The sequence below is a fragment of the Rufibacter roseolus genome, from assembly GCF_017916365.1.
Lineage (GTDB): Bacteria > Bacteroidota > Bacteroidia > Cytophagales > Hymenobacteraceae > Nibribacter > Nibribacter roseolus.
In genome coordinates this window covers 1,299,544-1,315,356 of the sequence record NZ_JAFMSU010000002.1, presented here as the reverse complement: position 1 = coordinate 1,315,356, position 15,813 = coordinate 1,299,544, and the positions used below count along the sequence as shown (strand labels likewise).

General features: G+C 47.7%; 12 protein-coding genes. 9 read left to right on the top strand and 3 right to left on the bottom strand.

All coding sequences use genetic code 11. From position 1 onward, the window contains the following. Positions 1 to 221: 221 nt before the first annotated feature. The 6 genes from J3P35_RS14415 (at position 222) to J3P35_RS14390 (ending at position 7,636) form a co-directional block, all read left to right on the top strand. Positions 222 to 1,010 carry a M48 family metallopeptidase gene (locus tag J3P35_RS14415; RefSeq protein ID WP_210465278.1) on the top strand — a complete coding sequence of 263 codons (789 nt, stop codon included), beginning with the start codon at positions 222 to 224 and terminating at the stop codon, positions 1,008 to 1,010. A 1,070-nt stretch (positions 1,011 to 2,080) separates the two neighbouring features. Then, a complete protein-coding gene (locus J3P35_RS14410) occupies positions 2,081 to 5,329 on the top strand; it encodes a T9SS type A sorting domain-containing protein (protein ID WP_210465277.1) in 3,249 nt (1,082 codons plus the stop codon). A gap of 63 nt (positions 5,330 to 5,392) precedes the next feature. Continuing rightward, positions 5,393 to 5,653, top strand: coding sequence for a PID-CTERM protein-sorting domain-containing protein (locus J3P35_RS14405; protein WP_210465276.1), 261 nt, complete (start codon positions 5,393 to 5,395; stop codon positions 5,651 to 5,653). 24 nt (positions 5,654 to 5,677) lie between these two features. Next, entirely contained in the window at positions 5,678 to 6,499 is an 822-nt protein-coding gene (locus J3P35_RS14400) for a hypothetical protein (RefSeq protein ID WP_210465275.1), read from the top strand. A 101-nt stretch (positions 6,500 to 6,600) separates the two neighbouring features. Continuing rightward, positions 6,601 to 7,149, top strand: a complete 549-nt coding sequence (gene xrtX / locus J3P35_RS14395; protein ID WP_210465274.1) for an exosortase X — start codon at positions 6,601 to 6,603, stop codon at positions 7,147 to 7,149. Continuing rightward, positions 7,142 to 7,636, top strand: coding sequence for an XrtX-associated membrane protein (locus J3P35_RS14390; RefSeq protein WP_210465273.1), 495 nt, complete (start codon positions 7,142 to 7,144; stop codon positions 7,634 to 7,636). Before xrtX ends, J3P35_RS14390 begins: the two co-directional genes overlap by 8 nt. A gap of 143 nt (positions 7,637 to 7,779) precedes the next feature. Here J3P35_RS14390 and J3P35_RS14385 read toward each other — a convergent pair whose 3' ends face one another. Both J3P35_RS14385 and J3P35_RS14380 read right to left on the bottom strand, forming a co-directional pair. Then, positions 7,780 to 8,601 carry a 3'-5' exonuclease gene (locus tag J3P35_RS14385; RefSeq protein WP_210465272.1) on the bottom strand — a complete coding sequence of 274 codons (822 nt, stop codon included), beginning with the start codon at positions 8,599 to 8,601 and terminating at the stop codon, positions 7,780 to 7,782. 10 nt (positions 8,602 to 8,611) lie between these two features. Continuing rightward, the gene (locus tag J3P35_RS14380) at positions 8,612 to 9,994 is read right to left on the bottom strand and encodes a UDP-N-acetylmuramate--L-alanine ligase (RefSeq protein WP_210465271.1); all 1,383 of its coding nucleotides are present in this window, start codon (positions 9,992 to 9,994) and stop codon (positions 8,612 to 8,614) included. 458 nt (positions 9,995 to 10,452) lie between these two features. On the opposite strand from J3P35_RS14380, the gene dnaB reads away from it, so the two are divergent. Beyond that, entirely contained in the window at positions 10,453 to 12,027 is a 1,575-nt protein-coding gene (dnaB, locus tag J3P35_RS14375; RefSeq protein WP_210465270.1) for a replicative DNA helicase, read from the top strand. A gap of 311 nt (positions 12,028 to 12,338) precedes the next feature. Beyond that, positions 12,339 to 12,989 (top strand): TlpA family protein disulfide reductase, encoded by a 651-nt coding sequence (locus tag J3P35_RS22125; protein ID WP_210465269.1) that lies wholly within the window; start codon positions 12,339 to 12,341, stop codon positions 12,987 to 12,989. A 143-nt stretch (positions 12,990 to 13,132) separates the two neighbouring features. Here J3P35_RS22125 and J3P35_RS14365 read toward each other — a convergent pair whose 3' ends face one another. Further along, on the bottom strand, positions 13,133 to 14,974 hold the full coding sequence (locus J3P35_RS14365) for a glycoside hydrolase family 15 protein (RefSeq protein ID WP_210465268.1): 1,842 nt from the start codon (positions 14,972 to 14,974) through the stop codon (positions 13,133 to 13,135). Positions 14,975 to 15,286: 312 nt separating this feature from the next. Here J3P35_RS14365 and J3P35_RS14360 point away from each other — a divergent pair, with 312 nt between their 5' ends. After that, a complete protein-coding gene (locus tag J3P35_RS14360; protein ID WP_210465267.1) occupies positions 15,287 to 15,655 on the top strand; it encodes a hypothetical protein in 369 nt (122 codons plus the stop codon). Positions 15,656 to 15,813: the final 158 nt, after the last annotated feature.

Genomic DNA, 15,813 nt, shown 5'->3' with positions numbered 1-15,813 from the left:
GATAGGACTTTCTCGTGGTCGCCTCAAGTCTGGCAAAAAGACTTGACCAAAAATAAAATTGGCATGGAATTGTATGTGGGAATAAACATAGATTTGCCCCGGATTTCTGAGCGGCCAACACTTTGTTAATTTTTCTCCGTATAGGTCATCGTTCCTATGCAGAGGGCAGCGCCGGAGCAGGATCTATTTTGTATTACCTTAACCTATCTATGAAAATGAGCATGTTTAGAAATGCACTCCTCACGTTGGCGGTTCTGCTGATGGTAGGGTGTACCACAGTTCCAATCACGGGCCGCCGGCAACTATCGCTGGTGGGTGACCAGGAGGTGATCCAGATGTCTTTCCAGGCCTACAGTGACCTGATGAAACAAAGTAAACTTTCTACAAACGCTACCCAGACCGCCATGGTGAAGCGGGTAGGCCAGCGGATCCAAGGTGCCGTGGAAAGCTTCATGCGCCAGCAGGGAGCCTCGGCACAGCTGGAAGGCTACCAATGGGAGTTCAACCTGATCCAGGACGACAAGCAACAGAACGCCTTTGCCATGGCCGGCGGAAAAACCGCGGTATACACCGGCTTGCTGCCCATCACGCAGAACGAGACCGGCTTAGCCGTGGTAATGGGTCACGAGATTGCCCACGCCATTGCCAAGCACTCCAATGAGCGCATCAGCCAGCAACTGGCTGCCGAGTTTGGCGGAGCTACCCTTGGTTCTTTGGGCGGAGGTGCTTCTTCCCAGGTGTTGAATACTGCCTACGGTATCGGGGCCGGGGTTGGTCTTATGAAATTCGGACGAACCCAGGAATCTGAAGCTGACCGGTTAGGGTTGATCTTCATGGCCATGGCCGGTTACAACCCAGAAAGTGCCATTTCTTTCTGGGAGCGGATGGCCGCCTCCAGCAACGGACAGTCGCCACCTGAGTTCCTGAGCACCCACCCTTCCAACGAGACCCGTATCGCGGATATCAAGAAGAACATGCCAGAAGCGAAGAAATATTACAAAGCCCGCTAAGCCATGAAAGCCAGAACCAAATGGTTTGTATTCAGCGCTGTTTTAATAGCGCTCTTGCTGAAGTCTGACAAAGCAAGGTAGTACCACCTAGTGCGTATCACATAGCACGATGAATGACCATTTGAACAGAACGGCCTTCCTTGATCAAGGGAGGCCGTTCTGTTTTAGGCCCGTTTTGGTGAAAAGAGCTGGAAACGACTGGCATTTCAGTTGAGGCCAGGCACTGCCTTGTTCTCATGTTATCTTTTCAATGTAAGGGCAATCCCTTGTTGTTGCCCTTAGGCGTGACACCTTAGGTAGGTTACTGAACACAAAACCTGTTAAGGTTAGGATGGATTGTCCCGTAGCGACGTTACATTGTAACGTCGCTACGGGACAATCCGGAAATGTAGCCTCATTATACTGTAACGAGGTACTTGTGCGAGGAGAATAAGTCCCGCCATTGCCACCATTATAACGGAACGGCCTCCTTTATCTGAAGGAGGCCGTTCCGTTATAATGGTGTTTTCAGAAAAAGAAGTTAATTCCTTTTGGAAAAATTGGTGAAAAGTAGCAGTTCCAGCTTATACTTTTCCTTTGTCATAGGATAAAATACGAATTGAATAATGATATTTTCTTGACCTTTGGAAGTCAATCATTCATAAATATCATTCAACCACCTTCCAATACTTATTTGTAAGTATTGGAAGGTGGTTGAAACCAACATAATTTTGCAGTGCAATGTATCCCCCCGCGTTGTCTTTAGCTTAATTCCACTTCAACGCTTTATAATTCATCATGAGATATTGATTTTCCTAACATCACAGGCGGGAAAGTTAATGTCAAAAAGGTTTATGTTGATTTTCTAATATATAATAAAAATTTAATAACTGGGATCATCGAACCCACTTCTGTTAACCTCTTTTGGTGGAATCCATGGTTCAACATCTTCTTTCTGCCTTTGACTAGAAATCCTTCTCAACAGGTTTAGTGATTTTAAAAGGATTAGATGATGCTATTTGGATGCTTTATATAATGGTTTACTTATAATCATACTTCAACCTTAATAAATTAAAATTAAATATCTGCCTATGCATTTTTTTACAACCATTAAAGCAATTTGTTCCCGAGCAAGTATGCTGCTCATATTGCTGTTTTCTGTCTGTTTTACAGTAAGTGGCCAGGAAAAGACCGCTTACTCCATAACCGATATCATTGGTGACTTTCAAGCTTATAATCAGCCTGGACCATTTTATTTAGTAGCAGGAGACTTTACTTCCTGGCACGATGCCAGTGTGAATAGGGTAGCTGTTCTAAATAGCTCATTAGATTTGGTTTCCAACTTTAAATCTGGAACTGGGTTGAATGGTCCGGCTTACGCAACCCTTGACCTGGGAAACAACTTTTTGGTAGCCGGAAATTTCACCACCTACAATGATACCCTAGTAAATAGAATCGTCCTGCTGAAATCCAATGGAAGCATAAGTAAATCATTCAAGGCCGGGACCGGGCCTAATGGACCAGTTCGTGCCGTTACGAAGAATGGGGATAAATATATAATTGCTGGTGATTTCACATCCTATAATGGGAAGTCGGTTAATCATATTGCCAGGTTAAACACTGACGGAACCCTGGACGAGTCCTTCAATTTGGATGGGGAAGGAGCTAATGGCAGTATTCAAACGGTGTTGGAGTATAATGGTAAATTCTATGTGGGTGGGGATTTTACCTCCTACAATGGAACTGCCATTAACCGTATTGCCAGATTAAATACAAATGGAACGCTGGATAATGGTTTTGACCCAGGTAGTGGCGCCAATGGAACCGTTTATGCTATTGAGATGAATGGTAATCTGCTTATTGGCGGGGCATTTACAACTTTTAACGGCTTGGATAGAAAACATTTCGCCAGTGTTAAAACCGATGGAACTGTTATCTCAAGTTATAATCCTGATCCATCTTCAATGAAAACTGTAAGAGCTATCACCGTAAGGTACGGCCAGGTTTTAATTGGTGGCGACTTCGGGTATGCTAGCATAGGTGAAAACGGGATTGTTGGATTTCGTAATGGTTCCTTTAGCGGCATTGAAAGTACTGATGTCATCTATGATTTGGATGGATATGGCACTTACGGCGTAATGGCCGCAGGAAGCTTTGGGGCAAAAAGTGTTGAGCCTCCTTTTACAATTAATTTCAATAGTGTATCTCCAGCAGTTGCCAGACCCGGCGACAAAGTCACCGTGCGGTTCACTTATAATGGTTTCTATAACTCCCAAACCTTTTTTGAGGTGATTTTCAGAAATGGAAACAATAGCAGTATTATGGCTACCACTGTTCCCGGAGCTCCCCTTAAAGAAGAAATAGAAGTTAACCTACCTGCAGAAATGGCCAACGGAGTTTACACCATTACTGTGGAGGCTAGAAATCCTGATGTTTCTGATAGATCAGTCAACCCCGCAGGGGATATAACCGTTGCGCCTACAGAGTGGACCGGGGCAAAATCAGCCGATTTCGGTAATGCTGAAAACTGGACACTGGGGCTTCCCAATGTGAATACTGATGTTATCATCAAAACTGCCGCCCGGTTTCCTAAGTTAAGTACAGGTACTTTTAACGCCAGGAATTTCCTCATTAATCAGGGAGCTTCTTTTACCCTTGCCACTGGCGGGACTTTGAATGTAAGGAAGAATTTTACCAACAATGGAGTTTTCATTCATGAAAATGGAATCTTAACCGTGGGTTCTATTGGCGGAAGTTCTTTAACCCAATTAAACAATTTTACGGTTAGTACCACCGGCACAGAACTGGCTGGAGACGTGGCCATAGCTGGGGTATTGACCTTAAAAGGTGACTTAAAGACTAATAACAATAGGCTTATGTTGTTGTCTGACGAAACAGGAACGGCCTATGTAAAGAATGAAGGTGGAGAAGTGATTGGAGAAGCTTCTATGGAACGCTACATTGATAACCAATTCAATGTTGGTCCGGGCTATCGTCATTTTGCTTCTCCCGTGAACAACACTACGGTTGGTGATTTAGCAGCCGGGAATTATGCTCCAACGGTCAATCCTGCTTACAACAGTGCATCCAATCCTTATACAGTAAAGCCATTCCCTACCATATTTGGCTACGACCAAAGCAGATTGGCTTCTACAAATGCCACCACCAGCGCTTTTGATTTCGGATGGTATTCTCCTTCCTCTCTCTCTTCTTCCTTAGAGCCTGGAAAAGGGTATTCCGTGAATATTCCTGCTTCGGCAAAAGTGACCCTAAGCGGACAACTGAATTCTGGGAATATCAAGATCTCTGGGTTAGGAAATCAAGGAATAGGCGCAGCTTCCGGGTGGCATTTATTAGGGAATCCATACCCTTCTCCTATAGACTGGGAAAAACTTAACCTCTCAGGTGGTATAGATAACGCCATTTATGTTTACCGGTCCTCTGGTCAATATATTGGAACATATGCTGCATTTGTTAATGGAGTAGGTGATGCAGATGCCCGGTACGTTGCCCCAATGCAAGGATTCTTTGTTCATGCCTCCTCTAATGGACAAAGCCTGACTTTCACGGATGAAGCCAGAGTTTACAATGTTGAAACTGCCATGTACCGGACAGGGCCAGATCTACGGCCACAATTACAGTTGAACTTGAAAAATTCAGGTAATCTGTCAGACGAACTATATGTGTATTTCCAGGAGAGTATTTCAGGTCAAGTAGATGGGAGATACGATGCCTTTAAAGTTCTTACTTATAATTATGATCGGCCAACATTATTTGCCAGGGCAGGTCAGGAACCTCTTTCTATCAAAGGTTTACCTTTAAATAACGCCTTACAAACCTTACCTCTGGAGTTTTATGTGCCTGCCAACGGAACCTATATCTTTTCCGTGGCTGAAATGGCAAATTTCTCTTCTTCTGCCCAGGTACAGTTGATAGATTTAGAGAAAAACGTTACTTATGATTTATCCAAGGGGAAAGAAATCAGTGTGGCCCTTACCACTACCACTAGCCCAACCAGATTTGTTTTACGCTTCGCCTCAGTAGCAAACAACCCCTTAGGTGCCGGAGAAGAAGTGAAAGGTTTGCAAGTTCAAGTATTCCCTAATCCTTCAAAAGGAGACACTAACCTTATGCTTTCTGGTTTGAAATCCTCTAGTGAGAAGGTACTGGTGAACGTTTTCAACAGCTACGGACAGCAGGTGCTTTCCAAAACCTATAAAGGTGGAGAGACAGAGTCAGGAGTTAAAGTAGAAACTTCTTCTTTGGCTGCTGGTGTGTATCACCTGCAGATCACAACCGAGGGTAAAACCATCACTAAAAAGATTGTTCTCCAAAAATAAATCATTGAGAAGGCAAGCACTGTTGGAAACATCAAGTGCTTGCCTTCCATTTAAGAAACACAGATGAAAAAGACATTTTACAATATTTACAAAGCCTGTTTGTTGACCGGTTCATTGATTTTGGTTGCTGCCTCACTTTCGTTTGGCCAGGCCCCAGGAAGTGGGGGACCAAAGCCTCAAGAAGAAGAGGAGGAAGAAGACCCTAATACTCCCCCAACCGGAGTACCCATTGATGGGGGGGCAACTTTACTTTTAACTGCAGGAGCAGGTTATGGCGTTAAAAAACTTCGCGACAAGCGAAAGGCACAGAAACCCTTGAACTAATTAAGATCAGTTAACTGGACCTGAATGTCAATTGCCTCCTCGTTCCTAAATAAAGACACCACAGGTAAAAGCATTTTGTTATGGGCCACTCTTAATGGGTGGTCCATGTACATTTTGAGCTACCTTGGAGTTTACCTAATTGCCCAGATTGCCACTGGATTAGTATCTGAATTAGCATTTGGCATAAACGCTTCGCTTCATTTTAGTGGATTAGAATTTTTGCTGCACGGTAAGTCCTGGTCGCCAGAAAGCGTAGTTCCCGTTTTTCTCACCTCACCTGCTGTAGCATTTATATTAGGCTGTTTTTGCCTTAGAGCCCTTTTGAAACTGGAGACTACAGGTACAATCTGGAAACAGTTCTTCTTCTGGGGATTTCTACATGGAGTGAACCTTAGCCTTGGAGCAATCATTAGTGGAACTGTTGCTAAGGATGGAATCTGGTTCTCGTTAAAGTGGTCCTCACTTCCTGAACCGTTGATCTTTGCTTTAGCGGGTTTTTGTATCCTTTTACTTGTGGTTATAGGATATTTGGCCTCAGTTTTGGTTTTCATGAGTTGTGATTCTTTAACGCTCATGAAGGAGGGCAACAGATCCTTGCTGTTAAATGCAATGCTCCTGTTCCCCTGGATTCTTGGAAATGCCTTTGTGTTCCTTCTTAAATTTCCGGTTGCAAATTATGATCTGGGACTTGGGTGCAGTTTCGTTTTACTTGTCATACCCATGTATGTCAGAGGAAAAAGCATGCTGGTGAATGATTTAGTAAATTCCCCCAAGAGAACAATAGTGGCTTGGGAGGTAGTAATGGCCGCAGTCATTTTATCCATCCTGGTTAAAATACTTTTATAGATATAGGTCCTGATTAGCAACTATAGGGCAGTTGTTGATATTTCTGGCGAACGATGAATGATCTGTAAGTTGCAGAGGGCAGCCAAAATAGAATTTAGAAAATGAAAGATTTATATAGAAAGCAGAAGAACCTTATACAATTCCTTGGAGCTATTGGAGGGCTATACGCGCTTTGGTTCCTGGTTTATGAGTGTTGGATTGGCCCGAATGATTATGTGGACACCTGGCTGTCAGAGCGAGTAGCGCATGCTGGTGCTAGGGCGCTAAGTTTGCTGGGTTACGTTACGTCAGTGGAAAAAACCACTATTGTAGTGAATGGAAGACCTACGGTTTTCATTGGGAATCCTTGCAATAGTTTGGCTTTAATGGCGACTTTCACAGGCCTTATTGGTGCTTTTCCAGGTAGCCTAAACAAAAAGCTCTTCTTTATTCCTTTAGGCGTTCTGGCTATTTACCTGATCAACGTATTGCGGGTGGCAGCATTGTCTTTAAACCATATCTACAGCCATGGAACTGTTGACTTCAACCATAAATATACCTTCTCCTTTGTGGTATATGCGTTTATATTCTCAATGTGGATTATATGGGTAAAGAGGTATTCAAATTTATCATTTGAGTTAGAAGGTCAGGTAAGCAGTACCCATGGATAAAACGCAAACAAACAATCTGCCTCCCCTCAAAAAGCTTTACCTGCCTTTTGCCTTGGGGTTGGCACTACTGATTCTTGGCACAGCGGTAGATTTTCTTTTTGACCAAATGGAGGTTGTATACAGAAGCATTTTCAGCTTTTTGGGAACACCTTCTCTGTACGATCAGCTTGCCAAGAAGGCCTTTGACGTAAAGGTCCTGACCCTGATTTTGTTAAATGCCTTCTTTTGCTTTCTGATTCTATGGACAATTTTCACAGACAAGGCTAAGCGAAAAATAATCATCTACTTGTCTGCTGGAATCTTCTTTCTTCCCCTGTTTTTTGCGTTAATCGTTAAATTAACCGGAGATGATCCAGGTTTGCGCATGCGGTCTAGAGCCATTATTGATTACATACTACTCACACCTTTCTCTATTTTATTTATCACTCCTTTGTTGGTGCTGTTTAAAGTATCACCTCCTGAAAAGGCTGAGACACAGCTGTATTAGTGCTTATTCGCTGAATTCAAGCACAAAACAGAACGGCCTCTTTCCACTGAAAGAGGCCGTTCTGTTTAGAGGCCATTTTTAAGAAAACAGCCCTGTAATAGAATAAAAATCGTGCTACCTGATACGCGCCACGTGCTACAAACCTACAGTTTCAATGCCGTCTGCTGCAAAGCGCCGCGAAGCTTAATACGGGTGAGTACTTTCTTTGTGTAGAGCGGGAAATCGCCTTTCATCATCCAGTCATAGTAGCTGGGTTCTTTCTTGAGAACATCCTCAACCGACACGTTCTTGTGCTTCCCGAAATTGAAGACCTCCACGCCGTTGCTGTTGTAGACAATGCGGCCGGAAAGGTCAGCGGTTTTCTGGAAGGTGAACTTGTGCAGGGCCTGCATGTCGTTCTGAACCGGGAAAATGGCTTGGTCCTCAGCACCAGGAAGAGGTACTTGCTCGTACTTTTCTACCTGCGCTTTCAGGATCTCGTAGGTGGCAATATTATCTGCTTCAGCACTGTGGGCGTTTTCCAGGGGTTTGTTGCAGTAGAACTTGTAAGCCGCCGAGAGGGTGCGCTGCTCCATCATATGGAAGATGCGGCACACGTCTACGATGGAGCGGTTCTCAATTTCAAAGTCAATGTCTACGCGAAGAAACTCCTCGGCCAGCAAGGGAATATCGAACTTGATGAGGTTGAATCCGCCCAGGTCACAGCCTTTCAGGAAATCATCCAGCGACCGCGCCAGCTTTGCGAAGGTAGGGCAGTCGGCCACGTCATCGTCGTAGATCTTGTGGATCATGCTGGACTCAATGGGAATAGGGATGGTGGGGTTGACGCGTGTGGTCTTGAGGATTTCCTCACCGTTGGGCATCACCTTGAGCATGCTTATTTCCACGATGCGGTCGCGGCAGATGTCCACGCCCGTGGTTTCCAGGTCAAAGAAGACGATGGGTTTGCGCAGATGTAATTTCATGAACCAGGAATTAAGAAGCGGTAATAGTATCTGCCAGTTTCTGCAGGTCCAGGTTCCCGAAGTTGCCGGACGTCATCATGAGCAGGTTTTTGTCTTTCCAGTTATTATTCAGCAGAAACTCCTGCAGCGCCTGATTATCAGTGTACACTTCAATACCCTCGTCGCCGAAGGCAGCCTTTAAATCCTGAGGGTCCAGCGGAGGCATGCGTTTGTGCTCCAGCGTTTTCGGGTTGAAGTAGACAATCTTGACATCTGGAGACAGGAACGTGCCTTTGTATTGCGGCAGAAAGTCTTTGTTCAAACTACTGAAGGTGTGCAGCTCCAAACAGGCGATTAACTGGCGGTCAGGGAATTGCTTTTTCAGGGCCTCGGAGGTGGCTTTCAGCTTAGATGGCGCGTGCGCGAAATCTTTGTAGACCAGTGTGTGTTCGTTCTCGCCGATTTTCTCCAGGCGGCGGGCGGCGCCTTTGAAGGTAGCCAGCGCCTCATAAAAGGCCTGACCTTTGATGCCGATCTGTTTGCAGACCTCTTTGGCTGCGCTGATGTTGCGCAGGTTGTGCTCGCCAAACAACTGGATTTCTACATCGTCCTTCTTGGTTTTGAGCACGGTTTTGCCGCTCTTCTTGATTTTGTGCTCGTGGATGGTGTACCCAATGTAGTTCACGTCTGAGTTATTGGGCACACATACGTCCAGCACCTGCTCATCGTCCTGGTTGTAGATAAGCGTACCGGCCTTGGGCGTCATCTCCGCGAAAATGCGGAACTGCTCGCGGTAGTTCTCCTCGGTAGGAAACACGTTGATATGGTCCCAGCTGATGCCGCTGATGACGCCAATATGGTGGTGGTACTTATGAATTTTGGGCACCCGTTGGATAGGCGAGGAGAGATACTCATCGCCTTCAATTACGATGATAGGCGCATCTTCGGTGAGTTTAACCATCAGGTCGAAGCCTTCCAGTTGGGCACCCACCGCGTAATCAAACAAGCGGTTGTGGTACTTGAGCACGTGCAGGATGATGGACGTGATGGAGGTCTTGCCGTGGCTCCCCGCAATGACAATGCGCTGCTTGTTTTTGGACTGCTCGTAGATGAACTCCGGGAAGGAGAAAATAGGAATGTTGTGTTCCTGGGCGTAGAGCAGCTCGGGGTTGTCCGGGCGGGCGTGCATGCCCACAATCACGGCATCGGGGGTGGAATGGAGTTTTTCAGGGAACCAGCCTTCGGCCTCGGGGAGCAACCCCTCGGCAGCCAAGCGGCCTTTCGCTGGTTCAAAAATCTCATCGTCTGAGCCTGTAACTTTCAGGCCTTTCCGGTGCAATGCCAGGGCGAGGTTGTGCATTATGCTACCCCCAATGGCAATCATGTGAATGTGTTGATACGCCTCTGTACTCATGTAGTCTCAATCAAAGAGAGCAAATGTAATGATTTTAAAATACGACCTTCTACGAGTGGAGCAACGGATTTGTGGATATCTCCCCTAAAATTTGTGGATAGATGAAATATGGTAATCAGAAACCCGCCCTCAATTACCGTTCTGTAGCGGCGTTACACTGTAACGCCGTGGTGCTTTGAGGAAGGCGCAGCTGAAAGATGGAGGACCGTTTTTCAGAGCAATAGTAAATTTCAAGTCGCAGAACAGTTATTAAAGATTGGCTTCGGTTCTGTTGCATAGGAACCCGGCGTAACGGTGTTACGCACCTAGAGATCTGTTTTAGGCCCATTTATTAAGAAACAGGGGCAAAACGGCAATAAACTGATTCTAAGATACCTGCCATTTTATCCTTAAAAATTGTGGATATGTAGCCCTTTTTGTGGATTACCGGAGGCGGTAACATTCTTACATTTGCTTTTATGGAGGAGATGAAATTAAAAGCGACGCGGGGTAAGGCTGCCTGGAATCCCAAGCAGACCGTAACGCCCGGATTAGGAAAGCTTCCGCCGCAGGCGCTGGAGCTGGAAGAGGCGGTGTTGGGTGCGCTCATGTTGGAGAAAGACGCCCTCACGGCCGTTATTGACTTATTAAAACCCCAAAGTTTCTACAAAGACGCGCATCAGCGCATTTTCAAAGCGATTCTGGCCCTGTTTGATAAATCGGAGCCAATAGATATTTTGACCGTAACCCAGGAACTGCGCGAGCAGGGTGAACTGGAGTTTGTGGGCGGGGCCTTTTACGTGACGCAGCTCACCACCCGCATTAACTCGGCGGCGAACATTGAGTTCCACGCCCGTATCATCACTGAGGCCGCCATCAAGCGTGACCTCATCAGTATTTCCTCTGAGGTGCTGGGTCGCGCCTACGAAGACACCACCGACGTTTTTGACCTGCTGGACTCTACTGAGGCCAAGCTGTTTGAGGTGTCTGAAAGTAACATCCGGAAGAACTTTGATGACATGCAGTCTTTGATGCACAAAGCCATCAAGGAACTGGAAGCCAAAAAGAGCCAGAAAGAAGGCTTGACCGGGGTGCCCAGTGGTTTCAATGCCCTGGACCGCGTGACCTCCGGTTGGCAGCCGTCTGACTTAGTGATCCTGGCCGCGCGTCCCGCGATGGGAAAGACGGCGTTCGTGGTTTCGGCCATGCGGAACGCCGCCGTGGACTTCAACAAAGGCGTGGCTATCTTCTCCCTGGAGATGTCCTCAATTCAGTTGGTTAACCGTTTGATCTCCGCTGAGGCCGAGCTGGAAGGGGAGAAGATCAAAAAAGGAAACCTGGCGGATTATGAGTGGGCGCAGCTGAACCACAAAATCTCCCGCCTGAGCCAGGCTCCAATTTTTATTGATGATACCCCGGGTCTTTCCATCCGGGAGCTCCGGACCAAGTGCCGTCGTTTGAAGGCGCAGCATGACATCCAAATGGTCATCATTGACTACCTGCAGCTCATGAGCGGTAACACCGAGGGTAAAGGCGGCGGTAACCGTGAACAGGAAATCGCGTCTATCTCGCGGGCTCTGAAGCAGCTGGCGAAGGAATTGAACGTGCCGGTAATCGCGCTCTCGCAGCTGAGCCGGGCCGTGGAAACCCGCGGTGGTGACAAGAAACCAATGCTTTCTGACTTACGTGAATCTGGTTCCATTGAGCAGGATGCCGACATGGTGGTATTCCTGTACCGCCCTGAATACTACGGTATCACTGAGGATGAGATGGGTAATCCAACCACAGGCGTAGGTGAGGTCATCATTGCCAAGCACCGGAACGGTGAGGTGGGCAGCGTGTACCTTAAATTCATTGGTAAGTACACCAAGTTCGGGAACCTGGAAGACGGCTTTGGTGGCGGTGGTGCCATTGAGGGCGGTGGCGGCTTCCCAACCTCTGACTTCGACGGACCACCGGCGGGCGGCGGACCAAGCACCATCAGGCTGGGCAGCAAGATGAACGAGGGTGGCGGATTCCCGGCCTCCTCGTTTGACGACGCTCCTCCGTTTTAAGGCTATTTTAGAGAAATCAGGTATAAAAGGCCGCTTCTGTTGAGGAGCGGCCTTTCGTTTTACCTGCGGTTCTGAAAAACAAGGCTTAAAACAAGCGGAAGAACAATGAATTAGATGATAATGGCTTTATATTAGAAGCATTGAATATTTCGTTGAGATTGAAGCTGCCAGTTATCCGGGTCTTACCTCATTTTCTTACTATTTAAAATTTAATACCATATAACACCTTCATGAAAAGAATCGCTTGTTCCATTCTATTAGCTTCATTGTCATGGTCTTGCACTAAGGAAGTACAAAAAACGGCTGACCCTGTGCAGCCAGAAAAAATCTATTTAGGAAGCACCGAAAGCAGAATCCAGCAATACCGGGTGGATTCGCAAAAGTATTGGGACAAGGGAGATGCAGAGAATGCCCTGAAGTACCGTGATTCCATCAAGGCAGTCATTGTCAACACTTACATTAAAGAGCACAGGTTTACCGCCCTGAATGGTTCTGCATTTGAAACCGCCAATCAGGACAACCCCATGTTCCTGCAGGTGACGGCCTCCTGGTGCGTACCCTGTCGTGCGGAAATCCCCGCTTTAAACCAGATTGCCGAAAAGTACCAAGACCAGGTAGACTTTGTCCTGCTGTTCCAGGACCCGGCAGATAGGCTTACAACCCTTTCCAAAGAGTACAACCCTACTATTACGTTGGTACCTTCCAATAAAGTAGTATCAGACCCTAACACCATTGATATTGCAGGGTTCAGGCACACCATGGGCTTTCCCAGCACCTACCTGATCACCCCTGAGAACCAAGTCATCAACTTCACTCAGGGAGCCCAGGCTCCAAGGACTTATACCGGCGAAGATGGAAAAGAAGTCATCATCACCCAGGACGAGGCAAACCGCCAGAACTTTGCCCGTTTAGAAGCCGAGATCAAAGACTTGCTGCAGAAATCTGCCGTGCACAATCTCTGATCAGGTGTTCTGTAACAGGATACAAAGGGTGATGATCCACTACAAGTTTTAAGGCCATTTCCAGAAATCGGGCTTAGAATAGACTAAATCGGATCTCGGTATTGAGGCTGTTTTGCTGAAAACGGCCTCAAACCTAACCGCTTTTAGACAAACAGATCCCGGTAGCCGTTTTTCTTTTCTCCGTTGATCTGGCGGTTGAGTTGGTAGGCGGCGCTGATGAGGGCCAGGTGGGTGAACGCCTGGGGAAAGTTGCCAAGTTGTTCGCCTTGTTTTCCTATCTGCTCAGAGTAGAGGCCCAGGTGGTTCGCATAGCCCAGCATGGTCTCAAACTGGAGACGGGCTTTGTGGTGCTGACCGGCTTTGGAAAGGTTCTCGGCATACCAAAAGGAGCACATACTAAAGGTGCCTTCGTCGCCGGAGAGGCCGTCCTGGGCACCGTCGGTGAGGTTATAGCGGTAAACCAGCGAACCGGCCATGAGTTCTTCTTCAATGGCTTTGAGAGTAGACAGCCATTTGGGGTCAACGGGGCTGATCATGCGCACCAGGGGCATCAGGAGTACAGCCGCATCCAGGGTGGTGGCGTCTCTGTACTGCACAAAGGCCTGCTTTTCTTCACTCCAGTGTTTCTCATAGACTTCCTCGTACACGGTGTCGCGCTCCCGGATCCATTTATCCAGGGGAGCCGGAAAAGAGCGGCTCTGCGCAATCCGGATGCCGCGGTCCAGGGCTACCCAGGCCATGATCTTGGAGTAGGTGAAATCCTGCTTTTCGCTGCGCACTTCCCAGATGCCGTGGTCGGGTCGCTGCCAATTATCGGCAACAAAATCAACCAGAGAGCAAAGGGCTTTCCAGAAGGAATAGGTGATGGGGCCTCCGTACTTGTTGTAGAGGTAAATGGTGTCAATGAGCTCGCCATAGATATCCAGCTGGAACTGCTGGGAGGCCTTGTTCCCGATGCGCACCGGCCCCGACTGAAAATAGCCTTCCAGGTGGTCTAGGGTGGATTCGTGCACATCGGTGGAGCCGTCTACGGCATACATCAGTTGTAGGTCAGAAGGCTGGGGCATTTCCTGGCAGCGGTCCATAACCCAAAGGCAGAATTTCCGGGCCTCGTCCATGTAGCCCAGGCGCAAGAAGGCGTAGATGGTAAAGGCCGCGTCTCTGATCCAGGTGAAACGGTAGTCCCAGTTGCGTAAGCCGCCAATGGCCTCGGGCAGGCTGAACGTGGCGGCCGCCACCGTGGAGCCGTAGGTGCGGGAGGTGAGCAGTTTGAGCGTGATGGCCGACCGCATCACCATCTCGCGCCAGTACCCTTGGTATGTTGATTTGGCTACCCAATCATGCCAGAAGAGGAAGGTTTGCCGTAGCGTGTCTTCAAAGTAAGCCATCAGGTCCTTAGGGTGTTCCGCTTCTCTAACAGATTGCCCTTCCAGCACAAAGCAGACGGTCTCATTTTTGGCCAGCGTCCAGACGCCTTTTATGTCTCCTTTTTGCACCGTGCAGGGCTTACTGGCCGAGAACCTGATATGGGTCTGGTCCTGGCCTTCGCTCTGGATGAGGAAGGTCTGGGAACCCTGCCGGGTGACTGAGTGGGGAGCGCGGGCGTAGTCAAACTCAGGTTTGAAGTCCATTTTGAAGGACATCTGGCCTTTCACCACTTTCACCATGCGCACTATGACCCCACTGTTTTCCTGCTCTTTGGGAGGCATGAAGTCAAGGAGCTCGGCCATGCCATCCTGGGTGAAGAACCGGGTCTGCAGAATGGCGGTGTCTGGGATGTACTGTTGCCGACTGCGGAACTCTTTGGCCTCTGGCTGGATAGACCAGAAGCCTCCTTTCTTGTAATCCAGCAGGCGGGCAAAAAGGGTAGGGGCATCGAACCGGGGAAAGGGAAGGTAATCCAGGGAGCCATATTTGGAGACCAGCGCCACCGTGTGCAGATTCCCGATCAGGCCGTATTTCTCAAGGGGTAGGTAATGTTGCATGTCCAGGTGCAGTATTTTTACTGTAACGGTTTAGGGGAGGGAGTGTTCATATTTCGGAGAAGGGAGCACAGAAAGACAGCCCTGTTTTAAGCCTGATTCTGGGAAAACAAGTGAAAAACAGGCGGGCCTTTTTAGCCTGTGTACCTGATTTTCGTATAGCAAATGCCCATTGGTTTTCGTTTTTGAATCAGTTGTGGTATGTTCGTGGTAGCGAGGGCTTAGTTTGATCAGATGAACACGTTTCAGTTAAAAAGAGGAAGTTTACGAATAGAGGGGGACCGGATCTTCATCAATGGTGAGCAAGCCAAGTATGTGAAAATACTACACCTGGTGGCCTCCCTGTGCTGGACGGTTTTTTTCTCACTGCAAGCCCAGAAGCACTATAAAACCTACCTGCTCACGCACCAATTGTACCAATTGATTTTTGCCGGCATTACGGCGGCCATTGTGGTATTCTGGCTTTACGTGGGCTACACCCGCGGCATCAAAGACCCCGGCCGCGATGAGATTGACCTCAAGCAGATTGTGAAGGCTCAGAAGAAGCTGCGCGGCTCAGATGAAGTGCCCATGATCACCCTCTTTCTGAACGACAACCGACGCAAGACTCTGGAGTTCAGTAACCTGGATGACCTGCACTTCGCAGATTCACTGGCCGGGAGGGGCGTACTCATCGTGGAATAGCAAAATAAGCCCAGCCTTAAACCGTTTAACAGATAATAGTCCGTTTGGGGCTTGTTTCCCAAAAACAGGCGCAAAACGGATTTGATCTTTCTACAGGCAATTACACTTAGTATTGCCTTTTGCGTAGGCGAATATCAAAGTGTTGGCAACCCACCGGA

What these genes read in the sequence shown, in the direction of transcription:
- J3P35_RS14415 (WP_210465278.1), top strand. Translation starts at nt 222, where the DNA reads ATGTTTAGAAATGCACTCCTCACGTTGGCGGTTCTGCTGATGGTAGGG.
- J3P35_RS14410 (WP_210465277.1), top strand. Translation starts at nt 2,081, where the DNA reads ATGCATTTTTTTACAACCATTAAAGCAATTTGTTCCCGAGCAAGTATG.
- J3P35_RS14405 (WP_210465276.1), top strand. Translation starts at nt 5,393, where the DNA reads ATGAAAAAGACATTTTACAATATTTACAAAGCCTGTTTGTTGACCGGT.
- J3P35_RS14400 (WP_210465275.1), top strand. Translation starts at nt 5,678, where the DNA reads ATGTCAATTGCCTCCTCGTTCCTAAATAAAGACACCACAGGTAAAAGC.
- xrtX (WP_210465274.1), top strand. Translation starts at nt 6,601, where the DNA reads ATGAAAGATTTATATAGAAAGCAGAAGAACCTTATACAATTCCTTGGA.
- J3P35_RS14390 (WP_210465273.1), top strand. Translation starts at nt 7,142, where the DNA reads ATGGATAAAACGCAAACAAACAATCTGCCTCCCCTCAAAAAGCTTTAC.
- J3P35_RS14385 (WP_210465272.1), bottom strand. Translation starts at nt 8,601, where the DNA reads ATGAAATTACATCTGCGCAAACCCATCGTCTTCTTTGACCTGGAAACC.
- J3P35_RS14380 (WP_210465271.1), bottom strand. Translation starts at nt 9,994, where the DNA reads ATGAGTACAGAGGCGTATCAACACATTCACATGATTGCCATTGGGGGT.
- dnaB (WP_210465270.1), top strand. Translation starts at nt 10,453, where the DNA reads ATGGAGGAGATGAAATTAAAAGCGACGCGGGGTAAGGCTGCCTGGAAT.
- J3P35_RS14365 (WP_210465268.1), bottom strand. Translation starts at nt 14,974, where the DNA reads ATGCAACATTACCTACCCCTTGAGAAATACGGCCTGATCGGGAATCTG.